The 25730-nt window shown below is 61.7% G+C and carries 15 protein-coding genes and 2 pseudogenes; 10 read left to right on the forward strand and 7 right to left on the reverse strand.

Annotation, left to right across the window (positions count from 1 at the left end):
• Nucleotides 1-90: 90 nt before the first annotated feature.
• Nucleotides 91-2319: a GGDEF/EAL domain-containing response regulator gene (locus tag AC3WLT_RS25885; protein ID WP_492594532.1), complete on the reverse strand. Its 2229-nt coding sequence runs from the start codon at nt 2317-2319 to the stop codon at nt 91-93.
• A gap of 822 nt (nt 2320-3141) precedes the next feature.
• Between AC3WLT_RS25885 and AC3WLT_RS25890 the strand changes: the two genes are divergently transcribed.
• On the forward strand, nt 3142-3378 hold the full coding sequence (locus AC3WLT_RS25890; RefSeq protein WP_492594533.1) for a hypothetical protein: 237 nt from the start codon (nt 3142-3144) through the stop codon (nt 3376-3378).
• Between the two features lie 112 nt (nt 3379-3490).
• On the opposite strand, the gene AC3WLT_RS25895 is transcribed toward AC3WLT_RS25890, so the two are convergent.
• Genes AC3WLT_RS25895 through AC3WLT_RS25905 form a run of 3 tightly spaced genes read right to left on the reverse strand, consistent with a single transcriptional unit; the run spans nt 3491 to nt 6851 of the window.
• On the reverse strand, nt 3491-3970 hold the full coding sequence (locus AC3WLT_RS25895) for a hypothetical protein (protein ID WP_492594534.1): 480 nt from the start codon (nt 3968-3970) through the stop codon (nt 3491-3493).
• Nucleotides 3967-5529, reverse strand: a complete 1563-nt coding sequence (locus AC3WLT_RS25900; RefSeq protein ID WP_492594535.1) for a sensor domain-containing diguanylate cyclase — start codon at nt 5527-5529, stop codon at nt 3967-3969. The genes AC3WLT_RS25895 and AC3WLT_RS25900 overlap by 4 nt, the downstream gene beginning before the upstream one ends.
• A 50-nt stretch (nt 5530-5579) precedes the next feature.
• The gene (locus AC3WLT_RS25905) at nt 5580-6851 is read right to left on the reverse strand and encodes a chromate transporter (RefSeq protein ID WP_492594536.1); all 1272 of its coding nucleotides are present in this window, start codon (nt 6849-6851) and stop codon (nt 5580-5582) included.
• A 999-nt stretch (nt 6852-7850) separates the two neighbouring features.
• Between AC3WLT_RS25905 and AC3WLT_RS25910 the strand changes: the two genes are divergently transcribed.
• From AC3WLT_RS25910 to AC3WLT_RS25920, 3 genes are all read left to right on the forward strand, one after another.
• A complete protein-coding gene (locus AC3WLT_RS25910) occupies nt 7851-9782 on the forward strand; it encodes a methyl-accepting chemotaxis protein (protein ID WP_492594537.1) in 1932 nt (643 codons plus the stop codon).
• A gap of 145 nt (nt 9783-9927) precedes the next feature.
• The gene (gene pxpA / locus AC3WLT_RS25915) at nt 9928-10716 is read left to right on the forward strand and encodes a 5-oxoprolinase subunit PxpA (RefSeq protein ID WP_492594538.1); all 789 of its coding nucleotides are present in this window, start codon (nt 9928-9930) and stop codon (nt 10714-10716) included.
• A gap of 263 nt (nt 10717-10979) precedes the next feature.
• Nucleotides 10980-12506, forward strand: coding sequence for a sensor domain-containing diguanylate cyclase (locus tag AC3WLT_RS25920; RefSeq protein WP_492594539.1), 1527 nt, complete (start codon nt 10980-10982; stop codon nt 12504-12506).
• Nucleotides 12507-13430: 924 nt separating this feature from the next.
• On the opposite strand, the gene AC3WLT_RS25925 is transcribed toward AC3WLT_RS25920, so the two are convergent.
• A complete protein-coding gene (locus AC3WLT_RS25925) occupies nt 13431-14846 on the reverse strand; it encodes a cation:dicarboxylate symporter family transporter (protein WP_492594540.1) in 1416 nt (471 codons plus the stop codon).
• A gap of 26 nt (nt 14847-14872) precedes the next feature.
• Nucleotides 14873-16243 (reverse strand): class-II fumarase/aspartase family protein, encoded by a 1371-nt coding sequence (locus tag AC3WLT_RS25930; RefSeq protein ID WP_492594541.1) that lies wholly within the window; start codon nt 16241-16243, stop codon nt 14873-14875.
• A 160-nt stretch (nt 16244-16403) separates the two neighbouring features.
• Between AC3WLT_RS25930 and AC3WLT_RS25935 the strand changes: the two genes are divergently transcribed.
• The 3 genes and pseudogenes from AC3WLT_RS25935 to AC3WLT_RS25945 form a co-directional block, all read left to right on the forward strand.
• The gene (locus AC3WLT_RS25935) at nt 16404-17135 is read left to right on the forward strand and encodes a GntR family transcriptional regulator (protein WP_492594542.1); all 732 of its coding nucleotides are present in this window, start codon (nt 16404-16406) and stop codon (nt 17133-17135) included.
• A 705-nt stretch (nt 17136-17840) separates the two neighbouring features.
• Nucleotides 17841-19646, forward strand: coding sequence for a tetratricopeptide repeat protein (locus tag AC3WLT_RS25940; RefSeq protein ID WP_492594543.1), 1806 nt, complete (start codon nt 17841-17843; stop codon nt 19644-19646).
• Between the two features lie 258 nt (nt 19647-19904).
• Nucleotides 19905-20471 (forward strand): annotated as a pseudogene (locus tag AC3WLT_RS25945) (cation:proton antiporter domain-containing protein); the annotation flags it as partial.
• A 197-nt stretch (nt 20472-20668) separates the two neighbouring features.
• On the opposite strand, the gene AC3WLT_RS25950 reads toward AC3WLT_RS25945, so the two are convergent.
• On the reverse strand, nt 20669-21568 hold the full coding sequence (locus AC3WLT_RS25950; RefSeq protein WP_492594544.1) for a patatin-like phospholipase family protein: 900 nt from the start codon (nt 21566-21568) through the stop codon (nt 20669-20671).
• A 311-nt stretch (nt 21569-21879) separates the two neighbouring features.
• Here AC3WLT_RS25950 and AC3WLT_RS25955 point away from each other — a divergent pair.
• The 3 genes and pseudogenes from AC3WLT_RS25955 (at nt 21880) to AC3WLT_RS25965 (ending at nt 25441) form a co-directional block, all read left to right on the forward strand.
• Nucleotides 21880-22551, forward strand: a pseudogene (locus AC3WLT_RS25955) (class I SAM-dependent methyltransferase).
• A gap of 219 nt (nt 22552-22770) precedes the next feature.
• Nucleotides 22771-24939, forward strand: a complete 2169-nt coding sequence (gene katG, locus AC3WLT_RS25960) for a catalase/peroxidase HPI (RefSeq protein WP_492594548.1) — start codon at nt 22771-22773, stop codon at nt 24937-24939.
• Between the two features lie 103 nt (nt 24940-25042).
• Entirely contained in the window at nt 25043-25441 is a 399-nt protein-coding gene (locus AC3WLT_RS25965) for a hypothetical protein (RefSeq protein WP_492594545.1), read from the forward strand.
• The last annotated feature ends 289 nt before the right edge of the window (nt 25442-25730 follow it).

Consider the following 25730-nt stretch of genomic DNA (forward strand, 5'->3'; position numbering starts at 1 on the left):
GCGTCAAGTCGGTGGGTTTGCACCCTGACTCTACGCCAGCCGTTCTACCGGAACGGAGGCAGGCCGGCTATATGAGATTATCTGTGCCCCTCACACTCCTATTGATCCAGCAATCCGGCCCCGGCGCAGAAGCGCGCTCGCCTCAGCGGCCCCCACCGCCTTGCTGAAATGAAAGCCCTGCGCCTTCGTCGCCCGATTTGTGTCAGCCAGAAACTGACGCTGCTGTTCGGTCTCCACGCCCTGTGCAATCACGCCGAACCCACCCTCGCGTGCAAGGTTGACAATGGCACGGATCGTCGCCGCACTCCCGGGATCGCTGTCGACCCGCTGGATAACTGACCGGGCGATCTTCAGATGACTCACGCCATAGGCGCGGATATAGTCAAACGACGCGTACTCGCTGCCGAAATCGTCGATGGCGATCTTCGCGCCGAACTTACGCAGCGCCTGGAGGACATCGTTGTGTGCCCACGCGAGCCGGGTCAGGGTTGCCTCGGTCACGTCGAACTCCAGATCGGACGGGGCAAGCTGCCATTTCATGATGGTTTCGGTCACGTGGCGAATGAACCCCTGAGCGTCCCTGAGTTCGCACAAGGACAGGTTGACCGCGATCATCAGGGGGGCCACCCCTTCGTCGCGCCATGCCCTCATTTGGCGGCAGGCCTCGTCCAGCACCCAGTGTCGAATGTCTGCCATGGTGCCGGTCTGCTCTGCGAGCGGCATGAAAACGCCTGGGGCAAGCAGGCCACGGGTCGGATGGTGCCAGCGCACCAGTCCTTCCATCCCGATTATGTTCCCGGAGGACAGCTCGACCTCGGGCTGGTACTGGAGTTCCAGCTCGCCGCGATCCATTGCGTCTCGCAGATCTTCGGCGAGCGTCATCCGTTCGTGCACCGCCTGATCGAGCCCGTCGGAATCGAAACGATACCGGTTGCCGCCCTCGTCTCGGGCGCGGTGGAATGCCTGGTCAGCCTGGAAGAGCAGCGCGTGCGCGCCGCTGCTTCCCGCACTGTAAGGACAGACGCCGATGCTGGCGGTGATCCGCACGTCGCTGCCGTTGAGGCGACAGGCAGACGCCAGCGCGGTCCCGAGCCTCACCGCAAGAACCCCGGCGTTGGCAGGCTCACCGGCCTCCGCCTGCAATACTGCGAATTCATCGTCACCTACCCGGGCTACCAGGTCGCGTTCGCTCGTACAGGCCATCAAGCGTCGGGCGACCTCTCGAAGCAGCAGGCCGCCGACCCGCGGACCCAGCGTGTCATTGACTGACCCGAAATGATCGAGACCCAGATGGAAGACCGCAAACGGCATCGCGCCACGCTGGGTGGCGGCAAACGCGTGGCTCAGCCGACGCAGGAATGTCGCGCGGTTCGCCAGCCCCGTAAGCGCATCGGTGCCGGCAAGCTGGGTAATTTTTTCGTCCGCCGCCTGCGTTCTGGTCCTGTCGAGGATGATGCCTTCAATTTCGATGAGCCGCCCATCTTTGTCGCGTACCGGGATAAAGCGGTTTTCGACGCTACGGTACGCTCCGTCGCCCGTGCGCAGGCGGAACTCGACTGATGCACCGTTGACGCCCCGCTCCAGCACGCCCGCGATGGCCGCCTCAACCCTCGCCCGATCGCGCGGATCAACCAGGTCGTTGACCCAGGCGGGTGAGGCCAGCAACGCAGCACGGTCGTGACCGAGCCTGATGACGTCATGCGATATGTACATGAGCGAAAGCGCAGGCTCGCCTCGCAGGCGGTAAAAGACGACCGGACAGTTTTCGGCGATGATGTTCACCTCGTCGAGTGCCTCGGCTCGTTCCTCGAGCGCCTGCGCGAAGCGGCCCATCCTGGCAGCGGCCGGTCCTGTCGTCCGCCACTTCGCGGCGAACAGGCGCGCCGTCTCGCGGATCTCATCAGGGTTCCATGGCTCGTCCAGAATGAGCAGCCGATCCTCCGACTCCGGGCGCACGCCCAATGCTTCGCGGCAGGCGTCTGCATCCGCGCCAATCAGGGCGAATCTCAGACGCGGGGCCACCTTCATGAGCCGTCTGATCGTCTGAAGGCTGTCCCATCCGGACGACATGCGCATGTTGATGAATGCCATGGCATAGGGCTGGTTCCTCCCAAGCGCACGCATGACCCGCACAAGCGCTTCCCGGCCCGAATGCACGGAATCGATCTGAAACGCCTCGCGTGCTGCTGGCACACCTGCCGTCAGCGCAGCCTCATTGTCCGGACGACTAGAGAGAATCCTGCACAGGTCCCGCTGGGTCGCCGGGTCGTCATCGACCACCAGAATGCGCCAACTGGCCGCGTCGGTCTGCATAGTCATCCGGGACCTCTCACGGCCTGGATGGCCATGCGCGGGCAGAACCCGCGCGCCGATCTGTGCCGTCGCGGGCTGCGTGGTGCGGTGCGTCCCGCCCCTTGAAGACCAGTGCTGAACAATATGGGCTGAAACCATGATTCCCCCCGTTCGTTGCGCTGCCGCAATGGACGGCGCGTGTCCCGTGCTCCCGGCCGCCATCACGGAACTGGGCAGCGCGGCGGCGCGGCGGCGCTCAAACGTTCGCTCCTCCGTGCGTGCAGGCCCAGCCGTTCTGGGGACGCTGCTCATCGTGCGGCACCGAACCGACCTGCTGTCGCGAAAGACCTGACGGCAACGAGCAGTCCTGCGAATTCGCGAAAATTGCCGCGCATTGCGCCAGGCACAGGCTGTTCGCGCGTGCAATGCGCTGAGATCCCAGGTGTGAAAGCAGCCACGCGGATGCCCAGCGTCCGAAGCCGGGTTGGGTACTTCCGGGGTTTCCGCCCCGCGGAATCCGCCGGTTCTGTCAGACGATTAAAAGTATAGTTGGGCATAGGTGTCTGACAAGTCCAACTAGCCCCACTGCCTCGCAGCAGCGGTGCGTCCCAGCAACCGTGCACGCTGCTTTAGCCGCACACGGCTGTTGGCCGGCGTCGCACGCTGGGCGAAATCCTCGCGTCGTACTGCCCGATGCCCCGCCGGCAGGCGAATTGAGGATCGCGGAAAAGATTCGCGCAGCGATCAGCAAATGCGCGAACTGGCCTTGCGTGTGGCCTTTATTTGACGTACTGACAGTTCAGATACTCCGCTACGCTGGTGTCGTGGTAGCCCGATGCTGAGGCTGACATGCCCGACCTGAGCCGGCCGGGCAACAGCGGTATTCCGGAGACAGACGTGAACCTGATCGAGATGGCCAGAAAGGCTGGCATGCAGGTCCTGCTGGACGCGCAGATCGGTCGCGAGACCTATCACAGCGTGTGCGGGCCGATTTCGTCATTACAGAGGTTTGCCGAGGAAGTCGTGAAGTCGATGAATCCCGGACAGACCGCGCCAGCCTTTCAGGCGGGCGAGCAGGAGCCGTAGCCCATTGCGCGCCGGCCCGCTACCACGCCCTCTGCGGCAGGGTCCGCCGTAATCCGCCCGGACGGCGCGAGCCGATGGGGACGCCGCGTCAGGCACACAAAGGAGGAGCCGGTCATCCTTCAGGCCCTGAATGTTGTTGCTGGCGACGATCGCGCGGGTTGGGGGGCTCAAGATCCGTAAATTTGCGCTCTGAAAATCGCCTTGCCAACCGCCAGGACGCCGCCGGTAAGCGGCGCCGGGGGCGAACAGGCTCACCGTCCACCCGCCAGGGGCCGCGCGCAAGGCGGAACCCCTGAAAGACCCCCTGAACCGTCTCCAGGTAATAGTCGGCCGCCATGTCGAGCACCGCGCTGTATCCGTCGTAAAAGCGGCGATGCGCTTCAGCCGCCTCGGCGTCCCCGCCGGACACGTCGAAGTAGTCGTTCAGGTGCGAGGCCAGGTGACGTTCCGGATTCACTGTCACGAAGGCAGCGTGCCGCAGAAAACCCGGATAAACGCCGGGTCTCCTGGCAGCCGCGATGCGGGTTACGCCTTGCGTCATCGCTTCGCTGTACCTCAGTGCGATCGGTCGTGAACTCGTCTCGGCACTCACGCCATACTTCCGTGGCAGTCCATCAGTTCAGGCGAGGGCATGGCCCCGTAACCCGCCGGCGTGAGGTCTTCAGCGGAAGGCCGGGGCGCGGGCCGATGGGTCACCTGGTTTCGCCCACTACCCTTTGCTCCGTACAATGCGGCGTCTGCTGCGTCGACCATCGCCCTGAACTGGCGATAGTCTCCCTGTTCGGAGCACGCGAGACCGATGCTCACCGTCAGCACGCCGTGCGCGCTATCGGCATGCTGTAGTGCCCGTTGCTGGACCGATGCGCGAATCCTTTCGGCGACGTGGGCGGCACCGTGCAGGTCGGTGTCGGGGAGCAGCACGGCGAATTCCTCTCCACCGTAGCGCATCGCCGCATCCCCTGGGCGTTGAAGGCTCGCGTGGATGCATCGGGCGACGGCGGCTAGCGCACCGTCGCCGGCGCCGTGGCCGTAGCGATCGTTAAACCCCTTGAAATGGTCGACGTCGATGACTAGCACCGACAGCGGCCGTCGCTGGCGCCTTGTGCGATCCCACTCGGTTTGCGCCGTGTCGTCGAACGCGCGTCGATTGCCCAGGCCCGTCAGGCTATCGGTGCACGCAAGCGCCTGGAGTTCGTCTTCGAGCGCGAGTCTGTGCTGTAGATGTCGCGACAACGCTATCGCCATCAGGACGATGGCCGCGCCGAGCGTTGCAGCCAGCGAGCCGAAAATCCACGCGCGCGGGCGCCACCCCGCGTAGACTTCCTGTCGCGCGAGCACCACATCCACCATCAACGGCAGGCCGGTGGCGTGCCGAACCACATGCCAGGACCGGACGCCGTCGACGGACGCGGCGCCTGTGACCGTTCCCGCGACAGACCGGCCACCCCGGGTAGTATTCGCTTGCGGGTCCGTCTCGATGATCTTATTGCCAGACGGGCGCTCTGCCATCGTCGTGCCATCGGCCAGCATCAATAATATCGAGTTGCCTGCGCCGGGATTCACGCTCGCGAGTCGGTGCCGGAATGGGTCCAGTCGCACGAAGCCGACCACTACGCCGGCAAGACTGCCGTCCTGGCGTGGGATCGGGCGGCTCACTGCGATGGTGTCAATGTCGCCCGACAGGTCCGACCGGTACGCGTGACTCAGGTAGAGTCCGGCATTCGCGGACTGACGGGGCGCCCTGAAGTCGTCGCGCCCGGTCAGGTTCGCGATGCGCGCCAGGCCATTTCCCGACTCGGCGATCACTGCGCCCGTTGCGTCCAGAACCACGAACCCGTCCATACCCGTCGAGGCACCGACGCAATCGAACAACACCCGCTGACGCAGTTCGGGCGGCAGCTTGCCCACAGCCGGGTCATTCAGCTTCGCGATGACCGCCTGCAGGCACAGGTCGTCGGTCTCGAGGAGCTGCGACGCGTCGTGCTCGACGATGAGCGCGAGGTTGGCGGCCCGCGCAAGCGCATGCCTCGCCGCATCCTCACGTGACTCGTTGAGCATCGCTGCGCACAGCACGCAAAGGGCGAACGCCAGACCAACGCCGATGGTGAGGAGACCGACAGGCCCACGTACCGACATGGTTGCTGCCCGCATTGTGAGAGTCCGTTGCATCGCGCACCTCTTGTTATGCTTGAGAACCGGGGCTAGAGCAGGACGGATCCGCCGACGCATGCGACGAACACGATGCCGTACACCAGATAGACGGGCAGCTTCAGTTTGCCGAAGGCAACGAGCGCGAAGCCTGCCGTCAGCAGATAGACCGGCTGAAGCGGGATGCGCATGGCGATGTGGAGCACCGCGACGGCGAGAAACGCCGTTGTCACCGCGCGCAATACACGCATCCCGTGTTCGAAGCGCGTGTGTGCCTTCAGGCGCCGCAGATGGCGCTGCGCCAGGACGACGAGGCAACCGGACGGCACAAACAGTGCGAGCGTTGCCACGATGGCGCCGGTCCACCCCTGAATCATGTAGCCGAGGAACGGGATGACGTTCAGAAGCGGACCGGGGGAGATGGGGGATAGCGCGAACGCGAGGTGGAAGTCGCTTTCGGTCACGCCGACAGCCGGCGTGACGAAGAGGCTCTTTAACACGGGCAGTGCGGAGAACCCACCGCCGAACAGTGTCATGCCGGCGCCGGCCAGGCGCGGCCAGAGCAGCGCGCTTTCCCACGGGCCCGGGATCTGAACCGCGAAGAGGGCGAGCATCGCCACGAGCGCCGCCACAAGCGGCCATTCTGCGCGCGACATCTTCAGTTTCACAGGGTTGCCGCTGGCGGCGCTTTTCCACCAGCCGAGCAGGAACGCGCTGCCAAGCAGCGCGACGTAGGCCGCCGGATGGTGCGAAAGCGCGAGCACGACGGTCGCGGCGATGGTCGCGCTCCGTTCAAGGCGGCCCTTCACGAGGGTGCGCGTCTGCTTCCACCACGTCACCCCGATCAATGTCGCAAGGACGACGCTGAAATGCGTGAGCAGCGTGGGCGACGCGACTGCGCGGATTGATGGCGACCGGTAGAAGATCGCGAAGAGCGTCATCACGATGACGAATGGCAGCACGCTTGCCGCGCCGGCTACCCATGCGCCACACCGGCCCCGCAACGCGTTGCCGAGTTGCACGGCCACGTTGCAGCCGACCGGGCCCGGCGTCATCCACGCCAGCGCAACGAGGTCGGCATACTCCGGCCGCGAGAGCAGTCCGCGCCGCTCGACATACTGATTTTCAAGTTGCGCCATGAGCGCGAGACCGCCCCACGACACTGACGACAACCCGATTACGATCCAGAAAAGACTCCACAAAGACTCGCCGGCAGGATGAGCAGCTACCTCATCCCTGATCGCTGCCGTTGCTTCGAACGCCGGGGTCGGTTCAATGAGCCGGTTCGAGCGCAGAAGCCGAATGCTCTCGAGAATTCTTGTCATCTTGTTATCATCCTTTAAATTTGCATCACTAAATATATGCATAACGGAAGAGGCGAAAATGTGCGACTACGGTTGGTGCGGCATCCAACAGACCAGCCACAAAAAATGCGGTAGCCCCTGCCGGCCAGCGTGAACGACATCACTCTGCCGCGGCGCGTCTGGACCAGGTGTGCTTCCGGCTGCAGTGCTGCCGGCCGAAGCGTCCTGTTCATGGGACACTGCGGCACACCGGAAACGCCTTGACTACCGCGCGCTTCCTCTCCTACGCGACAACTGTGCCAGTACCACCTTCTGTGTGGTCGCCGGGGCGCCTGCAACGAAAGGATGAACAGCAACCGGGGAAATCCGTGCGCGGTGTATCAGACGTGAAACCTGAAAGCGGCCGCATAACACGGTTAGGCATGTTGTGTATGTCGGAATGCTAACTAAAAATGATGTTTTAATGTGCTAGCGACGTAACGGCGCGGTCGGCCGTTTTAACGCTGTCGAGCCATGCTCCGTCGTGTGCTACGAGCGAGGGTAAGGGCATCCGCCAGGACGACCACATGACGGAAGCAGTCGTTGTGATTCGATGAGAAGGGCTTTGTCCGCGATGTTGCAAACTTGTATCTCGAACGCCGATGGAACGGCCTCTATCTGCGAGGCGGTTTTGCGCACTTGCCCGATCCCCTGGCGTTTTCGCGACAAGAGCCTCGAGGGTGTGACGCGACCCGAATCGCACGCTGGGAGCCCAGGCACGCGCGAATCATGTGGTGTCGTGCCCCCCAATGGACTCGGCTCAGTGACTTCAAGCAACGCGCGAGGGTGATGTCTCAGGCGTGAGACTCACCTGGGCGGGATGTTCCAGCGCCTTCCATTTCCCGACAGGGCAGCGTCCGCATCTCTGCATTCGGCGAGATCCGCGCAAAGTCAACCTCGCGGGTGCACGGGAGAGGGTATACACGCGGTCAACGCGATTCAATGAGGGCCAGTTTGTCGCAGCCGGGGAGATTTTTCGGAATGACCCTGCTGCGTGTTTCGCCTCTTTGCGTCAACCGCCCGTCTATGGCGAAATCCACCGAAATTTCCTCATCGACGCTGCTACCCGTAAAGGTCGTCTGCGTGCAACCGTTATTACAGACAGACAAGTTCGCTTGGAACACGATTGCTAAAGAGTACGTAGTTTTTACGAAACTGGACGCGGGTCCGCCGACCAGGCCGGGTATAGCTGGCATCCGTCGTCGCGACGCCGACGGAGCAACGCCTGATGCCAGCAGTGGCCTGGTCGGCCTGCCGTCGGGGAATAAAGGTGATGCCGTGATGCTTCTTGCATACATGAAAATCGGAACCAGATTAACCGTGGGCTTCGGGCTCGTCCTGATGTTGCTGGCCGCGCTACTCGTCGTGGGGCTGACGCGCCTCGCCAGTATCGCCGACAACAACCAGCAGATCGACGAGCACTGGGTCAAGGCGGATGCGGCGCAGATCATCAATGCGCGCACGCGCTGGAACGCAAGGAACACCCTTGAACTCTTCATTGCCAGTGATCCGGCGCACACGGCCAGAATCCAGGCGTCGATCGACGCTAACAGGAAAGCGATCGATGAGGCCATGCAGACGTTGCGTCAACGCGTATCGTCGGCGCAAGGCATGGTGGTGCTGAACAGAGTGGAGGATACCCGCGCCCGCTATGTGATGTCCTTCACGCAGGTGGGAAAGCTGCTCGCGCAAGGGCGACGCGACGAGGCGACCGAGATGGTGCGCAAGGAGACGCTTCCGGCACTGGATGCCTTGCAGGACGAGGTCAGGGCGATGGTCGTGTTCCAGAGGCAGCAGATGGAGGTGGCCGGCGCTCAGGCGCGCCTTGACATTGCCTCCGCGCGCACGCTCATCGTGGGGTTGGGGACCTTGGCCGTGATGCTCGGCCTCGGCCTCGCGTGGTGGATCACCCGCAGCATTACACGGCCGTTGGGCGAAGCGGTGCAGGTCGCTCAGGCGGTGGCCTCGGGAGACCTGACCGGTGCGATTGATTTCAGGTCAAGGGACGAAACCGGCTTGCTGATGCAGGCACTCAACGACATGAAAGACAGCCTGGCCCGAACCGTGGGCAAGGTACGGGAGGCGGCTGACTCGGTGGTCACGTCAACCAGCCAGATTTCGGCCGGCAATATCGACCTGTCCCAGCGCACCGAGCAACAGGCCGCCTCGCTCGAAGAGACCGCCGCGATCATGGACGAGCTGACCGCTACCGCGAAGCAGAATGCCGGGCACGCGCGCGAGGCGGGTCAACTCGCCGGCAACACAGCGGCAATCGCGGTGCGTGGCGGCGACGTCATGAGCGAGGTCGTGCAGACCATGGGCGGTATCACCGACCGCTCGAAGCAGATCAAAGACGTCATTCGCGTGATCGATGAGATCGCCTTCCAGACCAATCTCCTGGCACTGAACGCTGCAGTCGAAGCTGCGCGGGCAGGCGAACAGGGACGCGGCTTTGCCGTGGTGGCGGCCGAAGTGCGCCGGCTGGCGCAGCGCAGCGCGACCGCGGCGCAGGGGAGCAGGGAGTTGATCGAGGATTCCACACGCCAGGTGGAGCGCGGCTCTCAACTGGTGGAGCAGGCCGGCCGTACGATGGACGAGATTGTCCAGGCGGTTCGCGGCATGAGCGACAGGATGGGTGAGATCGCGGCGGCTTCCGCCGAGCAGAGCAGCGGAGTCGAGCAGGTCAATCGCGCGGTTTCGCAGATGGACGAAGTCACACAACAGAATGCGGCACTGGTCGAGGAGGCCGCCGCCGCAGCCGGGTCGCTCGAAGATCAGACGCAGCACCTGAAGGCGGCGGTGTCGGTATTCCGACTGCCGGACGCGATCGAGGTGAAGGACGGCATCGTGCGCGATTACAACCTGAGGATGCCAAAGGACCAGCTCCACGCGGTAGACGAGAGTGCAGCTTGACGGGAGAGGGTGGGCAGGGGACGCAATCGCGGCATCGCTCGCGCCGGGCTAAGGCTTGGAACGTCGCGCCGATTCGCGCTTTCCTGTATTGAAGACCCGACGCGCCGGCGAATACGGTGCAGTCGACCATGTACGCAGGAGACAGATGATGCAGCAAACAATTGATTTGAACGTCGATATTGGCGAGGGATTTGAGCACGATACGGCACTGCTGGCTTTCGCCAGTTCGGTCAATATCGCGTGTGGGTGGCATGCCGGTGACGCAACAACGATGCGCCGCGTGACGGATGAAGCGCTGCAGCGCGGCGTCGCGATCGGCGCTCACCCGAGCTTTCCCGACCGCGAGCATTTCGGGCGGGTCGTCATGGATCTTCGTCCCGAAGAGGTCTATGCCGGCGTGCAGTATCAGGTCGGGGCGCTTGCGGCGATTGTCCACGGCCTTGGCGGCCGCCTGACCCATGTCAAGCCTCATGGGGCCCTGTATAACCAGGCTGAGCGGGATCTCAACCTGGCACTGGCGGTTGTGCATGCCGTCCGGGACACTAACGCTCGCCTGGCGGTCTTTGGGCTCGCAGGTGGCCAACTGATCGACGTGGCGCGCGCCATGGGTCTGGCTGCCGTCGAAGAGGGGTTTGCCGACCGGGGATACACGGCGGATGGCAAACTCGTGCCGCGCACGGAGTCGGGGGCGCTGCTGGACAGTGACGCCGAGGCCTGCGAGCAGGCGCTCGTCATGATCCGGGACCAGCGCGTGCGCACGCGCGACGGTACGTGGGTGCGAGTGCGTGCGCAGACCCTCTGTCTGCACGGAGACGGGGCGCACGCAGTGACCTTTGCCAGACAGATTCGTGCCGTACTGGCGGCAGCGGAAATATCGGTTCGCCCATCAACCTGTGCAATGCAAATGATTCCGGAGGTTGAGCTGAGTGATTGAGTTGTTCTGGCGTATCGGCTTGCGTTCGAAGCGCGTTTAATCGCTGTTATCCACAAATGCCAAAAAGAAAATGCCGTCTGGATGATATGGATCAAGAAAACAGATAAATTGCCGACAACGGATGGGCGAACCGGTAAAATCCCGGTCGCTCTTCCAGACGCCGGATCTGGAAATGCCAGTTAGCGCCAGACGATCAACGCTGGACTTCAGCCCGGCCTCGCGTACATGCGCGGTGGATTTTGCTGAAGGGCATTGGGGGCAGGATGGAGACCGTGACGAAAAAGAAGAGGGCGCTTCCGTCCCTGGCTGGACGCCTGTGGCGCGGAGGCCTCGCGCCCCAGGCCATTATCTGGGGCGGGATTTTCATCGCGCTTGTCATGGTCTCCCTATGCGCGACGGTGCTGTACCAGGGGCGCCTCGACGCGATGGACCGCGCCCGCGAGACGTCACGCAACCTTGCCCTGATCGCCGAGCGCGACATCGAGCGGAACTTCGAGCTGTACGCGCTATCCCTGCAGGAGGTCGTCGACGGCATGCGCGACCCTGACGTGCTGGCACTGCCGCCCCGTCTGCGGCGACAGGTGCTGTTCGATCGTGCGGCGACTGCCAGATACCTTGAATCGATGCTGGTGCTGGATGCCTCGGGCAACGTCGTCATTGATTCGGGGAGCGACGTTCCGCGCAAGGGCAATTTTGCCGATCGCAGGTATTTCACGATCCAGCGCGACCATCCGGATGTCGGCCTCTACATCAGCGATCCCTTTCACTCGCGACTGCGTAACGGCTCGCCGAGCATCGCGCTGACCCGGCGGCTTTCGCATCCGGACGGCTCGTTTGCCGGCATCGTGCTGATCGCCGTCGATCTCGAGTATTTCCACACGTTGTTCGCCGGACTGTCCCTTGGGCCGCACGGATCCGTGGCCCTGATCGGCCGGGACGGCATCATGGTCATGCGCCAGCCGTACAACGTGCGCACCATCGGACGCGATATCAGCAAGGCCAGCACGTTCCGGCATTTCAGGTCGGCAGCAGAAGGCAGCTTCTCGGACACTGCGTCGATTGACGGTGTGCGCCGGCTGTATCTATTCAGGAATTTTCCGGATCTGCCGCTGATCATCATGGTGGCCGAGGCGGAGCAGGACATCTATGCGGCGTGGCGGCAGCGCGCGATGACGATCGGCTCGGTGATGGTCGCCTTCGGTCTGGGGTTCGTCGCGCTGTCGTTCATGCTGGGCGCCCAGCTGCGGCGCCGGATGCGTGCCGAATCGGAACTGGAACTGCTCGCGAAAACGGACGGTCTCACCGGGCTGAACAACCGCCGGACGCTGGGCGAGATTCTCGACCAGGAATGGCGCCGGGCCCGCCGCACGCGCAGCATGTTTTCGCTGCTGTTCGTCGACATTGACCGGTTCAAAGCCTACAACGACACGTACGGCCACCAGGCCGGCGACGACGCGCTGGCCGCGGTGGCACGGTGCATCGGCGAGAACATCCGGCGGCCTGGAGACAGTGCGGCGCGCTACGGCGGGGAGGAGTTCGTCGTGGTGCTGCCTGACACCCCACCGGCGGGCGCCGCGCGGATCGCCGAGCAGATCCGCGAGGCGATCAGCGAACTGGCGATCGAGCACGCGGGCAGCGAATACGGGCGCGTCACCGCCAGCATCGGCACGGCCAGCTGGGCACCAGAGCAGGACGGTGATGTGACCGCGGTGATCAAGGCTGCCGACGAGGCGCTGTACACCGCCAAGGCCACCGGCCGGAACAAGGTGTCGCCGTTCGTGCCGGCATGAGCACCCGGTTCCGGACGCCCCGACAGGGTGTTGGACGGTAACTCCGGCATAGACGTTTCAGTGGCTGTGAGAGGAAGCCGAGCGTTGGTGGGCTTCTAGCTAGGGCGGCGTTGTAGCGGACAATGTTTTTTGGCCGTCTGCGCTCAAAGCGCCGGAGTGTAAACTTTAGGCTACAGCCTACTTCCGTCACTAGGCCGTCCCGGGGCGATTCGTTATCAGGTCGCGCGACGGAGTCAGGTTCTCACGCCCGTAGCGTAGAGATGATTGACACAATACGCACTGCCGTTTAGCTGTCGTTTCTCGCAGTCATTCCACATACACTTCGCTTCTGCGTTCTCGCCACGCGACTGGGTAAGGTGCAACTTACGCTGGACCTCATCAGACACTTGCCAAGCGTCGAAGTCCGCGATCTTGACGGCGAACTGGGCCTGATATTTGTCCCATTCGTCGACGGACCAGAGCTGCCCACACGTTGGGCATCGGAGAAGTGCCTTCCAATCTGCAGTATCGATGCAACTGAAGCTCGGAAAGAGTGCACGCACGGTGCCTTCGATCCTGCAGATTGTGGGCTGCTCGAGGCAATCACATTTCATCTTTCTTTCTATAGTAGTGGCAAGCTTGCGCCCGCATAGCGCATCTCCCGGCAAAGGGGCGGATGATATTGGACGACCGTTATTCGAAGGACTGAAGGACCCCACGGGTTCGGCGACGGAAGTTCGTCGTTCAACGATGCAGAGGCGCCACCCGCGAGGGTGTCATTCGTCTCAGTGCGGCCATCAAGCGACGGTCGCTCACTGCGCATGAATGGCTGGTTCCTTGACCATTTCGGACGATCGCACTACATCAGTGGCAGTCCGGCCGCCAACTGATAGAGCGCTGAAGCGCCAGGCCTCCGACGAGGCGCCGGGGGCCGAGCGGAACAGATCATCGCGCAGTGCCTGCACTTTTCATAGGGATGCCGCTCGGGTGCGGATTCGCGTCACTCATGTCCTCGGGCAGCAAGTTACCGTCAGCAAGACTTTCATCGGCCTGCGCGGTGGCCGGGTAACGCTCCGGATAGAAATGACGCTCCGCAACCTGCGCATCGAACGTATGCGACCACTTTGCAATCACGACCGTAGCAAGGCTGTTACCGATCGTGTTGCAGGTGGCGATCGCCATTGACATGAAGCGGTAGACACCGAAGATCACCGCGACCCCTTCAACAGGCAGGATGCCGGTCGACGCCACCGTCGCAGCAAACACCACAAACGATCCGCCCGACACCGTGGCCGCGCCCTTGGAGGTCAACAGCATCAACAGGAGTAGGCCCACCTGATGCTGTAGCGTAATTGGCACGCCATACGCGTGAGCAATGAACAGCACGCCCATCGACATGAACAGGGACGTCCCGTCAAGGTTGAATGCATAACCCGTCGGCAGCACGAGCCCGACAGTCTGCTTCGCGCAGCCAAGCCGCTCGAGTTTGATCAGAAGACGCGGCAGCGCGCTCTCCGACGACGCAGTACCCAGCACGATGAAGATCTCGTCCTTGATATAGCGCAGGAAGCGCCACAGACTGAAACCTGCCACCTTCGCGATGATCCCCATTACCACGGCGATGAACAGGATTACGACCGCATAGAAACTGAAAACGAGCTGGGCAAGCGCAATCAGCACAGCAGTACCGTTGCTACCCACCGAATAAGCGACGGCGCCGAAGGTGCCGAGCGGCGCAACCTTCATCACCAGGTTGATGAACGAGAACAGGACTTCGGAAACCAGATCGAGTCCCTCGTTGATCCTGACGCGGCGGCGTTCAGGAATCGCAAGTATCCCGATACCGACCATCACAGCCAGCACCACCACCTGCAGCAGTTCTCCCTTCACGAAGGCGCCGATGAAGTTGTCCGGCACGATGTGCATGACAAACGCGACGAAGCCTTGTGACTCCATCTTTGCAACCACCGGCGGTGCCGCTCCAACGGCGACGGCCGTCATGCCTTTTCCGGTTTGCAGCAGGTTGCCCGCCAGCAGGCCGACCATCAAGGCAATGGTCGATACCACTTCGAAATAGACGATCGAGCGCCATCCTACGCGGCCCGCGCTCTTGACGTCACCCGCCGACGCGATGCCATGCACGATGGTGAGAAACACCAGCGGCGCAACACCGGCCTTGATAAGCGACAGAAAGATGTCGCCCAGTACCTTAAGCTGTCCACCAGCTTTCGGGAAGATCAGACCAACGGCAATCCCGAGGATCAGCCCGACCAGAACCTGTATGCCCAGCTTGCGGTACCACGGCAGCCTTCTGGGCGGCGGAACGTCCGGCGTTTCGTTTAATGCGATATCGTTGTTCATGATGTGTGCTCCTCCACGCCTTTCACTCAGATGCCGCTGGACAATTCGACGGCGCGATCAACCATGTGCGGCGCGAGGCCGAGATAGTTGGCTGGATCGGTCATTCGATCGATCGCCGCGCGGTCGAAATGCGTGGTGACTTCGGGCAGCGCCGCTAGCGCTTCGGCGAGCGTGCCGCCTTTCTCGTTCACGGTACGGCAAGCGTCGTAGACGATATCGTGAGCCTGCTGGCGGCCGGTGAACGGCGCCATTCCCATCATGACCGCCTCCGCGACGATCAACCCCCTGGTGATACCCAGGTTGTGTTTCATGCGTTCGGTGTCGACGATCAAGCCCCCGAGCGCGAACTTCGCCTGATGCAGCGCGCCAGCCGAAAGGATGAAGCTCTCGGGAATCGCGATCCATTCCGCGTGCCATGGGCCCGTGGCGCGCTCGAAATCCTGGATCATCGCGTCGACCATCAGCCCCGCGTGCTGACGCACCGCTTTCGCCGCGGCAAGCATCAGTTCGCTGGAAATCGGATTGCGTTTTTGCGGCATGGTGCTGCTCGCTCCGCGCCCCTTGACGAACGGCTCGTACACTTCGGCGAACTCCGTCGACGCCATGATCATGATGTCCAGCGCGATCTTGCCGAGCGAGCCAGTCACGAGCGCGAGCAGGTTGACCGCTTCGGCGAAACCGTCGCGTGCCACGTGCCACGTGGTTGCGGGTACGCCGAGCTTCAATTCATCGGCGAGCGCCTTCTGAACCTCGAAACCTTTGTCACCGAGCGAGGCCAGCGTGCCCGCGGCCCCTGCGAATTCGACGACGGCCACCCTCGGACGCAGCTCGGCGAGGCGTTGCTGATGCCGGTCGAACATCGCCAGCCAGATCGCGACCTTGTAGCCAAACGTGACGGGCAACGCCTGCTGCAAGTGTGTGCGGCCCGCCATCGGCGTATCGCGGTGTTTCTTTGCAAGATCGACCAGAATCGCGCGCAGTTCGCGTATGTCGCTGTCGATCACATCGAGCGCATCGCGCACCTGCAGCGAGACCACCGTATCCATGATGTCCTGTGTCGTCGCGCCCCAATGGACGTAGCGGCCCGCTTCGCCGCACATGCCGACGAGTTGGTGAACGAGCGGCAGAATCGGATAACCCACAATGCCTGTCTCCTCGCGCATGTGATCGAAATCGATCCGCTCGATCGTCGATTCACGGGCGATCACTTCCGCCGCGTCGGCCGGAATCACGCCGACGCGCGCTTCAGCCTTGGCCAGCGCCACTTCCACTTCGATATAGCGCTGCACGAGCGCGTAATCGGAGAACAGCGCACGCATCTTCGCCGTGCCGAAGGCGTCGCGGAACAGGATTGAATCGACCACCGTGCTGGCCATGGGGATAGTGCGGCTCGTCATGACGACCTCTGGAAAGTGCAGGAAACCGGTTTTAAAAAGGGGCGGAGTCATTCGCGAAATCAGCGATATGTCCGGACATAAACAAATTAATATGTCCGGACATGTTGAACAAGCTATGATTTACCCTGGCCTCTGATAAATCGACTGCATCGCCACCCAAATGAACAGACCGCACTTCGCTGACATCGCTCGCGACTTGACTCAGGGCATTGCGTCCGGCCGCTATCCGGTCGGCTCGTATCTGCCCACCGAACTTGAACTGCGCGACCACTATCAGACGAGCCGGCATACGGTTCGCGCAGCACTGCACGAATTGCAGCAGTTGGGGTTCGTGTCGCGGCGCAAGAACGCGGGAACGCGCGTCGAATCGGCGCAGCCGAAGAACGAGTTTCGGCCGTCGCTCGCATCGGTGGACGATCTCGTGCAGTTCGGCTCCGAGCACTTGCGTCTGGTGCAATCGACGGAGGAGATCTTCGCAAGCGGCAAGCTCGCCAAGACGCTGAAATGTGCAGACGGTGCGCGATGGCTGCGCGTGTCGAGCCTGCGCATCGACGGCGACAGAGAGAGTCCGCCAGTCGGTTGGACCGACGTGTATATCGACCCGGCTTATACGGAAGTTGCAGAGGCTGCGCGAGCTCAACCGGATACGCTGATCAGTTCGTTAATCGAAGCGCGCTATGGTCGCTGCATCGCGGAGATCCAGCAGGACGTGCACGCCGCTCTGATTTCGCAGGAGATGGCGGAAAGGCTGAAAGTCGCGAAGGGGACTGCGGCGCTTGAGATTGTGCGGCGCTATCTCGACTCCGCGGGGGAAACCTTCGAGGTGTCGATTAGCGTCCATCCAGCTGAACGCTTCTCGGTTTCGATGCGACTGAAGCGCTCCGACGCTTAGCCCCCGCAGGGGTTATAGGGGCGGCGTAGGTGGACCAATCGACCGCATTTTGCGGCCAATTGGCTGCTTCGTTCCAAACCCGACCGACAGCAACGCTTAAGACAATCGACCCTCGGTGTCCGCTATGTGCGTCATTGCTGACGGTAGAAATGTCTTCATGAAGGGCAGGTGTGGGTCGGCTACGGCCGGCCGCGTTCGGCGGCAGTCGGCCAGGCGTGGACGTTCTGGTATTCGACGCTGACCGGTGGCGCACAGACGGGGCACTTTCCGTGAGCACGGCGTCGGTTATTGCATTGCGCCTTTGTTCAGGTAGCCCCGATTCTTACATTCGAAGGAAATTCCTTTCTCCGCGACGCCCCCTCCGAGGGGGCGAATCCACTGGAGGGGCTGGGTGGTCTGCGCGGTGGTGCGTAGATCTTCGTCTGAGAAAAGCAGATAGTTATTAATGTAGCTATGTTGGCGTGGTACGAATTGCAATCTTCTTGATCCTCCCGCGCGCACGAATCGTTCGAGTCACTTGAAGGCTACTAGCGGACCGCAGCGCTGCGCTACCTCGCGCCACAGAAACAATGAGCGCTGTTTGTGTAGGCTAGAGAATGTCGCGCGAAGATTGCGACGGCGTGTACGCCTTAGCCCACTTCCCAACTTCCTGTGCCGCGCCAGGGACCGTAACGCCTGGTCGACACGACTCTATGCGGGGACGCCATGGAAGATGAAAAAGACGGACGAACCCCACAGCGAATACCGAGGCACCTGTGGGCGATGTTGCGAGAGCGGGTTAGCGAATGGTTCATTGGGGGCGTCCTCTTGGCAATCACCGGCTTCGCGCCGCAGGAATTCATCGCTCGACTAATCCGCTATATTGCGGCGCCAGAGAGGGTGGAGCATTTGTCGCGCTTGGCGCTCGATGCCCGGCCGGTGATTGTCTTTGTTGGAATCGCAATCATTGTGGCTGATGCGCTGTATCGGAACCGGCACCGACCGGTCACTGCTGTCCCAGGAAGGCCGCCGCTCACCGAGGATGGACCGGGGCGTTTGCAACCTAACGGCAGGGCGCTGCTGGAAAGCGAACCGAGTGAACGGGAAGCATTACCGCTCCCAAATAATCCATGGCCATCGGAGGGGCGAGTGATACTGGTCGTGCTTCCGTTCGAAAGTCTTGGTGGCGGCGACAAATATGATTACTTCAGTGAGGGCTTAACTGAGGATATGATCACCCAACTTGCCCGGCTCAGCCCGGAGCGCCTGGGTGTAATCGCCCGGACTTCGGCGATGCGCTACAAATCCACGACCAAGACCATTCATCAGATCGGCCAAGACCTCGGGGTTTCCCACGTGCTTGAGGGAAGCGTCCGGCGTGCCGGAGATCGGGTACGGGTTGCGGCGCAGCTCATCCGGGTAAGCGACGAAACGCACCTTTGGGCCGAGACCTACGAGGGGAACCGACATGACATCCTGGCACTCCAGATCGAGGTGGCCAAGGCAATTGCCCGCGAAATTGAGATCAAGCTCACGCCGCACGAGCAAGGGCGTTTAGACCGTACTCCTGCCATTGATGCGCAGGCGCACGAAGCGTATCTCAAGGGGCGTCACTTCTTGTCCAAGCGCACCGAAGAAGGAATGCGAAAGAGCATTGAGTATTTTCAGCTCGCTATTGGACACCAGCCGAACTTTGCGGCCGCCTATGACGGAGTGGCCGATGCTTACACGATGCTTGCATGTCGCGGCGTGAGCCCTGCGCGCGAAACGTTTCATAGAGCAAAAATGGCAGCCAGGAAAGCGCTGCAGATTGAACCTGATTTGGGTGAGGCTTATGCGTCACTGGCCCATGTGCGTTTGCACGATTGGGATTGGGTCGATCTGGAACAGGATTTTCTGCGCGCCATTGAACTGAATCCAGGACACGCGATCGCCTATTATTGGTACGCGGAATATCTCATGATGGCAGGCAGAGCCGAAGAAGCCATTGCCAGGGTCAGGCAGTCCCAACAGATGGATCCGTTGAATTCAGTGCTGAATTCATCTGTTGCCATCATCTTGTACCTTGCTCGGCGATACGACCAGGCACGGGAAGAACTCCGTAAAGCCCTGGAAATCGATCCAAACCACTTTCTGCTTCACTTCAGGCTGGGATTGGTTTATCAGCAACAGAAGTTGTTCGATGACGCAATCGAGGAGATGCAGAAGGCTGTAACGCTTTCCGGGAGGAGCACAGAGGCGCTGACGGGGCTGTGCCAGACCTACGCTGCCGCCGACATGAGAGCGGCCATGCAGCAGATCGTGGATGCGCTGGAGACGGAATCCGAAAAGCACTACGTCCACCCCTACAACATGGCGAAAGTGTTTGGTTCGCTCGGGGACAAAGAGCAGACCTTCGGCTGGCTGGAAAAAGCCTACGATGAGCACAGTCCTGACTTCATTGAGCTCAGGACAGAACCTACCTTCGACAGCGCTCGCTTCGATCCCAGATTCTCTGAACTGCTATCCCGCGTCGGGTTCAACCAGATCTGAAGGACGACGCTCTGTGATGGGCGCCAGGGCAAGTGGTTGCGCATTACTCCGGCTGCAGTCGCTGAATCAGCGTCTCCCCCTAACGCTGTCGCGTCGGCGGGGGGGGGATGGCTGGAGCCATGAGCGCATCCGACTGTAGCCAGAATTGACCTAGCCTCACCTAGAGCGGCCTATAAATGCGTTGAAAGCGGCCGGGGCTGGTATGAGTCGGAGCGAGGCTAAAGGGGTGGCCATTGCAGTTTTGCTGGCGACAATCATCATGTCGAGGTCCTGCTCTCGATTGCCTTATGCATGGGCTCATACGCGCTGGCAGAACTGCTTCACTTCTCAGGGCCCATTGCCGTTGTGGTTGACGGGCTGTTTCTGGGCAATGAAGGATGGAAGACGGCATTCTCGGAACAGACTCGCCAGTACCTGACAGTGTTTTGGGAGGCGATCGACGATATTCTGGATGGCGTGCTCTTTCTCCTGATCGGCCTGGAGATGATCGCGATCAAGGCCGCTGGCTCATATCTGCTGCTCGGACTGATCGGTATCGAATGCGTGCTGCTTGGTCGTGCGATCAGTGTGGCGATTCCGATCTGGACGATCCGCGCGCGTTTCGAGTTTCCGGCAGGCACGATCCCGCTGCTGATCTGGGGCGGGCTTCGAGGCGCCCTGTCGATCGCGCTGGCGCTATTGCTGCCGGCGGGTCCGGAGCGTGAGCTGATCCTCACCGCGACCTACGTGACCGTCATTTTTTCCATACTCGTGCAAGGAACGACCTTCGGGCGTGTCCTCAGAAGGGCTATGCCCGCTATGAGCGAGATGCCTGTGCGCAAGTAAGAAACTCCACGGAACGCTCCGCTTTCCTCCATCCCTCGATCGCCCGTCGCCGTGAACAGGATGCTGCTTGAGCTGCCCGGATCAGGCCCTGGAGGTTCGCGCGCGCCTAGGGATCGAACGGCTCATATTTGCTCTACAGCCGCCGATCGAAAATGCTGTTTGACCGGCTCCTTTGGGTCGAAAGCGGATGTTAAGCGTCAGCGCCAGAATTCGGTGAGCTGATCGGCAAGGGCTCTGCCTTGGTTGTAACCGGCTTGAGCGGCGGGCGGACGCGTCGACAGATCCATCATGTTGACACCGAACGCGCTGAGCGAGTCGCCGTCCGGGAAGATCGTCTCGACTCTGCTGTTGCCCGCGCGGAGTTCGTCGACCTGTGCAGCAAGGTGCATGCCCCACTCCAGCGGATGCCGTGAACTGCCACCGAAGGGTGACAGCACCAGCACCCGCGCGTATCCGGCTGCCAGATCGGCATTCTCGTTGCGTCGGTAGCCGCCGTCGATGTATCGGTTGTCGCCGATGCTGTAGGGAGGGACACCGAAGCCGTTGGAAGTGCTGGCGGCGACGGCGTCCACGAGGCCGACTCCGCTGTGGCGGTCGAACACGACCGGTTCACCGGTATGGGCATCGACCGCCGTGATGAGCAACGGCCGTTCCGGCCAGCGCTGACTGGGCAGCCGAGCGGCGACGACAGCGCGCCACCGCGTTTGCCCGGAGCCGTCCGACGCCGCGTCCATTTCGAGCGCCGCCGCACCCATTCTGCGGCGCATGTCGGCCGCATCCTCAGCGGCGGCGATGATTCGGCTCGTTATCTCCATATGGTTCGCGGCCGGCCCAATGGGAACGCCTCCACCCTCGGGTCCGCTCGGACCAGTCCGTTGCTGGGATGCAGCGGAAAGGATGGCGGCAAGCAGTTCGGTCGGGGTCGCGCTAGTGATCTGGGCCGCGGCAGTCGATCCAGCCGACGTCCCGATGATCAAATCGGCCTCGGTCACATCCAACCCGGCATCGAACAGGCCGGCGACGACGCCGATCTCCCACGCATTGCCGGCCGATCCACCACCATGGAGGACCAACGCTCGCTCACGTCTGGTTTCCATGCCACCCCCTGTATGGATTGATCCGATCAAGTCGATGATTTTTGCCTGCTGGTCAAGAATGTCCGCTTCATTGGGTCAAAAGCGGACCTTTTCAGAATATAGCCTGTGGGGCATGACAGCAGCGGGCCACCCGCCCCTGGTCTGCACCAGCAGGGTGTTCAGTGCTCGCCGGAATCAATGTTCAGTCTGACCGGAATCCGCATCTGACGATCGAGACGAACTGGTTACCGTAGGCGCCGTGTTGCTTTGCTTGTCGGTTCGGCGCGACCATTCCCGAAAAGAGTAAGTCGCTGGTCAGCGTTTGCGAATGGATGCTGCATGTCAACATTGATCACCGACCAAAGCCTGGTTCGGTTGGTGGCGACGGGCAGTACGCGGCCATAATCAGCCATTCGACATCGGCATTCAGATCGTTGACACCCATTAGCGGGCCCGGTATATGCAGCGAGCATCTCGCGCGATGCGTTGCAACCGTCCACGCGTTCGATGTAACACCAAAAATGGTCGAGCTTGCACGTCATCGATGTGCCACGCTTCCGGTCGAGGCGACGACAGGCGACCTTGCATCTCCCTCGACTGGCTTTCCGATCAGTCGTTCGACAACATTTTGTGCGCACTGGCTTTCGACTATGTCGAAGACCTTGCGCCGGTTCTCAGGGAATTCCGGCGCGTAGCGCGACGGGGATCGACTTTGGTGTTCTCCATGGCGCTCCCCATGCGAGACTGGATGGATGCACGAACGCATGGCGAAGGGACATACTTCACGACCTCGCGCTTCGGCCTATATTGGTCAGGTTTCGGTGAGCCGAAGCCGTACGCGCAAGCCTATCGTCGTCCTCTTTCCGACATTCTGAACGGAAACCGAGAACGGCTGGCTGTTGGATCGCTTTGTCGAACCTCGACCGCTCGCCGAGATGCAGACCGTCTCGGAACGCTTGCACGCGGAGCTCTCACAAGCCCCAGCATACTGCGCGGCGCTTTAGCGATTAATTCGATTGCTTTCCCCTATCGCATTGATCGTTAAATTTCAACGGTCTAGGTTTGATTTTCTGCTGGCAGAAAACTACACCAGGAGGTGTCATCTCGAAAATTTGCTACCACGGTCCATGGAGGATGATATGTCTGACAAGCGACACACCGGAAGTGTTAGCGAAAGCGAAAGCCCTGCCAACCCCGCGCCAACTCCAAAGGTCAGCCGACCGATGAGGAACGAGGATTGGTGGCCGAATCAGCTGGATCTTTCGGTGCTTCACACGCACTCGCACCTGTCCTGCCCGTTGGAAGAGGAGTTCGACTATGCCGAACAGTTCAGGAGTCTTGATGTCGAGGCGCTGAAGCAGGACCTCATCAAGCTCATGACCACATCCCAGGATTGGTGGCCGGCCGACTACGGCCACTACGGGCCCTTGTTCATCCGCATGTCCTGGCATGCCGCCGGCACGTATCGCATCGCCGATGGTCGCGGCGGCGGCGGCGAGGGCCAGCAGCGGTTTGCGCCGCTGAACAGTTGGCCGGACAACGCCAATCTCGACAAGGCGCGCCGGCTGCTCTGGCCCATCAAGCAGAAGTACGGCCAGAAAATTTCTTGGGCCGATCTGCTGATCTTGGCCGGCAATGTGGCTTATGAATCGATGGGCTTCAAGACCTTCGGCTTCGGTTTTGGCCGGCCCGACGTCTGGGAGCCCGAAGACATTTTTTGGGGTCCGGAGGACACGTGGCTGGGGGACGAGCGCTACAGCGGCGACCGGGAACTCGCCAAGCCGCTCGCCAACGTGCAGATGGGCCTGATCTACGTCAATCCCGAGGGACCGGGGGGCAACCCCGATCCGCTCGCTGCGGCCAAGGACATCCGCGATACTTTTGGCCGCATGGCCATGAACGATGAAGAAACCGTTGCGCTCATCGTGGGCGGCCACACGGTCGGCAAGACGCATGGTGCTGCGCCGGCGGTAGGGAATGTCGGCCCGGAACCAGAGGGCGCCTCGATCGAGGAGCAAGGCCTAGGCTGGAAGAACAAGTTCGGCAGCGGCAAGGGTTCCGATGCGATTACCAGCGGGCTTGAAGGCGTATGGACCAACAATCCGACCACATGGGACAACGGGTTTCTGGAGAACCTGTTCAAGTACGAGTGGGAGCTGACGACGAGCCCTGCGGGCGCGAAGCAGTGGACGCCCAAGAATCCCGAGGCGAACGACACTGTGCCCGATGCACACGAGGCGTCCAAGCGGCACGCGCCGACGATGCTGACGACAGACCTGTCGCTGCGAATGGATCCGATTTACGGGCCGATTGCGAAGCGCTTCTACGACAACCCAGACCAGCTTGAGGACGCGTTTGCCAAAGCCTGGTTCAAGTTGCTTCACCGCGACATGGGTCCCCGCTCACGCTATTTGGGCCCCTGGGTCCCAGAGGCGCAGCTTTGGCAAGACCCGATACCACCCGTCGATCACGTGCTGGTCAGCGAACAGGATATCGTCGCCCTCAAGCGCACGGTCCTCGACTCTGGTTTGTCCGTCCCTGAGTTGGTTTCCACAGCCTGGGGCGCTGCCGCCAGCTTCCGTGGCACCGATAAACGTGGTGGTGCCAACGGCGCGCGGATTCGCCTGGCGCCGCAAAAGGATTGGGAGTCCAATGAGCCGCCGCGGCTGGCAAAGGTCCTGACAGCCCTTGAGCGCATCCAGAAAGACTTCAACGGCTCGCAGTCCGGCGGCAAGAAGGTTTCGCTTGCCGATCTGATTGTCCTCGGCGGGTGCGCTGCCGTCGAGGAAGCGGCCAGAAAGGCCGGATACAAAATTAGCGTCCCGTTCGCGCCGGGTCGCACCGATGCCTCGCAGGAACAGACGGATGAGAGCATCTTTGATGTGCTCGAACCGATCGGCGACGGGTTCCGCAACTATTTCCGAGCGGAAGACCCCCTGTCGCCGGAGACCCGTCTGCTGGACCGGGCCAACCTCTTAAAGCTGACCGCGCCCCAGATGACGGTTCTCGTCGGCGGCATGCGCATGCTCGGTGCAAACCACGGGCAATCGAAGCACGGCGTGTTCACCGACAAGCCGGGCACGTTGAGCAACGACTTCTTCGTGAACTTGCTCGACATCGGCACAGCGTGGAGACCTTCCGTCTCGGACAAGAACGTGTACGAGGGCAATGATCGCACTACGGGCAAGACCAGGTGGACCGCGACGGCTGCCGACCTTGTCTTCGGGGCGCATTCTCAATTGCGCGCGCTGGCCGAGGTCTACGCGTGCGACGACGGGAAGGAGAGATTCGTGCGCGACTTCGTGGCGGCGTGGAACAAGGTCATGAATCTCGATCGCTACGACCTGCTCGGCCGGGGAAACGGTCGACGCGCGGTTGCAGCCGCGCTCTAAGCGAGTGTGACGACACCGCTGCAGCAAGCGTGGGCGCACCTCCCGAGGGTCGCCTGCGCCTCGTTGCTCGGGCGCGTCGCTCAACATCATGTGAGGCAAGTCCATGGATCAAGACACCGCGAACCTGATCGCTCGCCTCAACTCGGTTGCTGTCTCCGTGGAGGACTTGATTTTTGCGAGCCACGAAGTTCATAACCTTCCGCCTGAGAAACGGAATTGGGAGGGGCAGACGAGCTGCGTTGCGCGTCTCTTTAAAGGGCAACATTACAAGGCGTTTGCGGTTCATTGCAGGCTGCAAGCCGTGGCTGCCCTTATCACAAGCGGCAAACTCCCTCTGGCCCTTGTCGCTGAAATGAGCGAGGGCGGCCGAATGGTCGCTGAACCGGTATTTACTGCTGCTGCGAAAGAACCAATTCTCTTTACGGAGAAGGAGCCGTTCTTCAATACCGAATCCTTTATTGAGGCTGTACTCCGACACAGTGGCGCGGAGGGACATGCCTAACCGCCTTGCCGATTACACGACGGGGGATTATTTCAAATCGGACCCGCGGCGCCGATCTTCCAGACAGCGCAGGACGCGCTAACGTGATCCCAGTGCACGTTTACGGTTAGCAGCAGTGGACGGCGCTTCGGGTCGCTGGTACTGGGTATTGAACGTCCGTTTCGGAGTGAGACGACAGTCCGTTGTGGGTCGAGTCCGGAAACTGACTTCGCGCGGAAGCGCATCGTTCGATGCCCGTCATCCATGGAGCTGCACCGATAAACGCAAGGGCCGAATTCCGGTTCCGGTC

Source organism: Paraburkholderia sp. FW306-2-2C-D06C, from assembly GCF_058781505.1.

Coding starts and splice junctions, on each gene's coding strand:
- AC3WLT_RS25890 (WP_492594533.1), top strand. CDS start 3,142: ATGCCCGACCTGAGCCGGCCGGGCAACAGCGGTATTCCGGAGACAGAC.
- AC3WLT_RS25950 (WP_492594544.1), bottom strand. CDS start 21,568: ATGGAAACCAGACGTGAGCGAGCGTTGGTCCTCCATGGTGGTGGATCG.
- AC3WLT_RS25920 (WP_492594539.1), top strand. CDS start 10,980: ATGGAGACCGTGACGAAAAAGAAGAGGGCGCTTCCGTCCCTGGCTGGA.
- AC3WLT_RS25910 (WP_492594537.1), top strand. CDS start 7,851: ATGACCCTGCTGCGTGTTTCGCCTCTTTGCGTCAACCGCCCGTCTATG.
- AC3WLT_RS25925 (WP_492594540.1), bottom strand. CDS start 14,846: ATGAACAACGATATCGCATTAAACGAAACGCCGGACGTTCCGCCGCCC.
- AC3WLT_RS25965 (WP_492594545.1), top strand. CDS start 25,043: ATGGATCAAGACACCGCGAACCTGATCGCTCGCCTCAACTCGGTTGCT.
- AC3WLT_RS25885 (WP_492594532.1), bottom strand. CDS start 2,319: ATGACTATGCAGACCGACGCGGCCAGTTGGCGCATTCTGGTGGTCGAT.
- AC3WLT_RS25935 (WP_492594542.1), top strand. CDS start 16,404: ATGAACAGACCGCACTTCGCTGACATCGCTCGCGACTTGACTCAGGGC.
- AC3WLT_RS25900 (WP_492594535.1), bottom strand. CDS start 5,529: ATGCGGGCAGCAACCATGTCGGTACGTGGGCCTGTCGGTCTCCTCACC.
- AC3WLT_RS25940 (WP_492594543.1), top strand. CDS start 17,841: ATGGAAGATGAAAAAGACGGACGAACCCCACAGCGAATACCGAGGCAC.
- AC3WLT_RS25930 (WP_492594541.1), bottom strand. CDS start 16,243: ATGACGAGCCGCACTATCCCCATGGCCAGCACGGTGGTCGATTCAATC.
- AC3WLT_RS25905 (WP_492594536.1), bottom strand. CDS start 6,851: ATGACAAGAATTCTCGAGAGCATTCGGCTTCTGCGCTCGAACCGGCTC.
- pxpA (WP_492594538.1), top strand. CDS start 9,928: ATGATGCAGCAAACAATTGATTTGAACGTCGATATTGGCGAGGGATTT.
- katG (WP_492594548.1), top strand. CDS start 22,771: ATGAGGAACGAGGATTGGTGGCCGAATCAGCTGGATCTTTCGGTGCTT.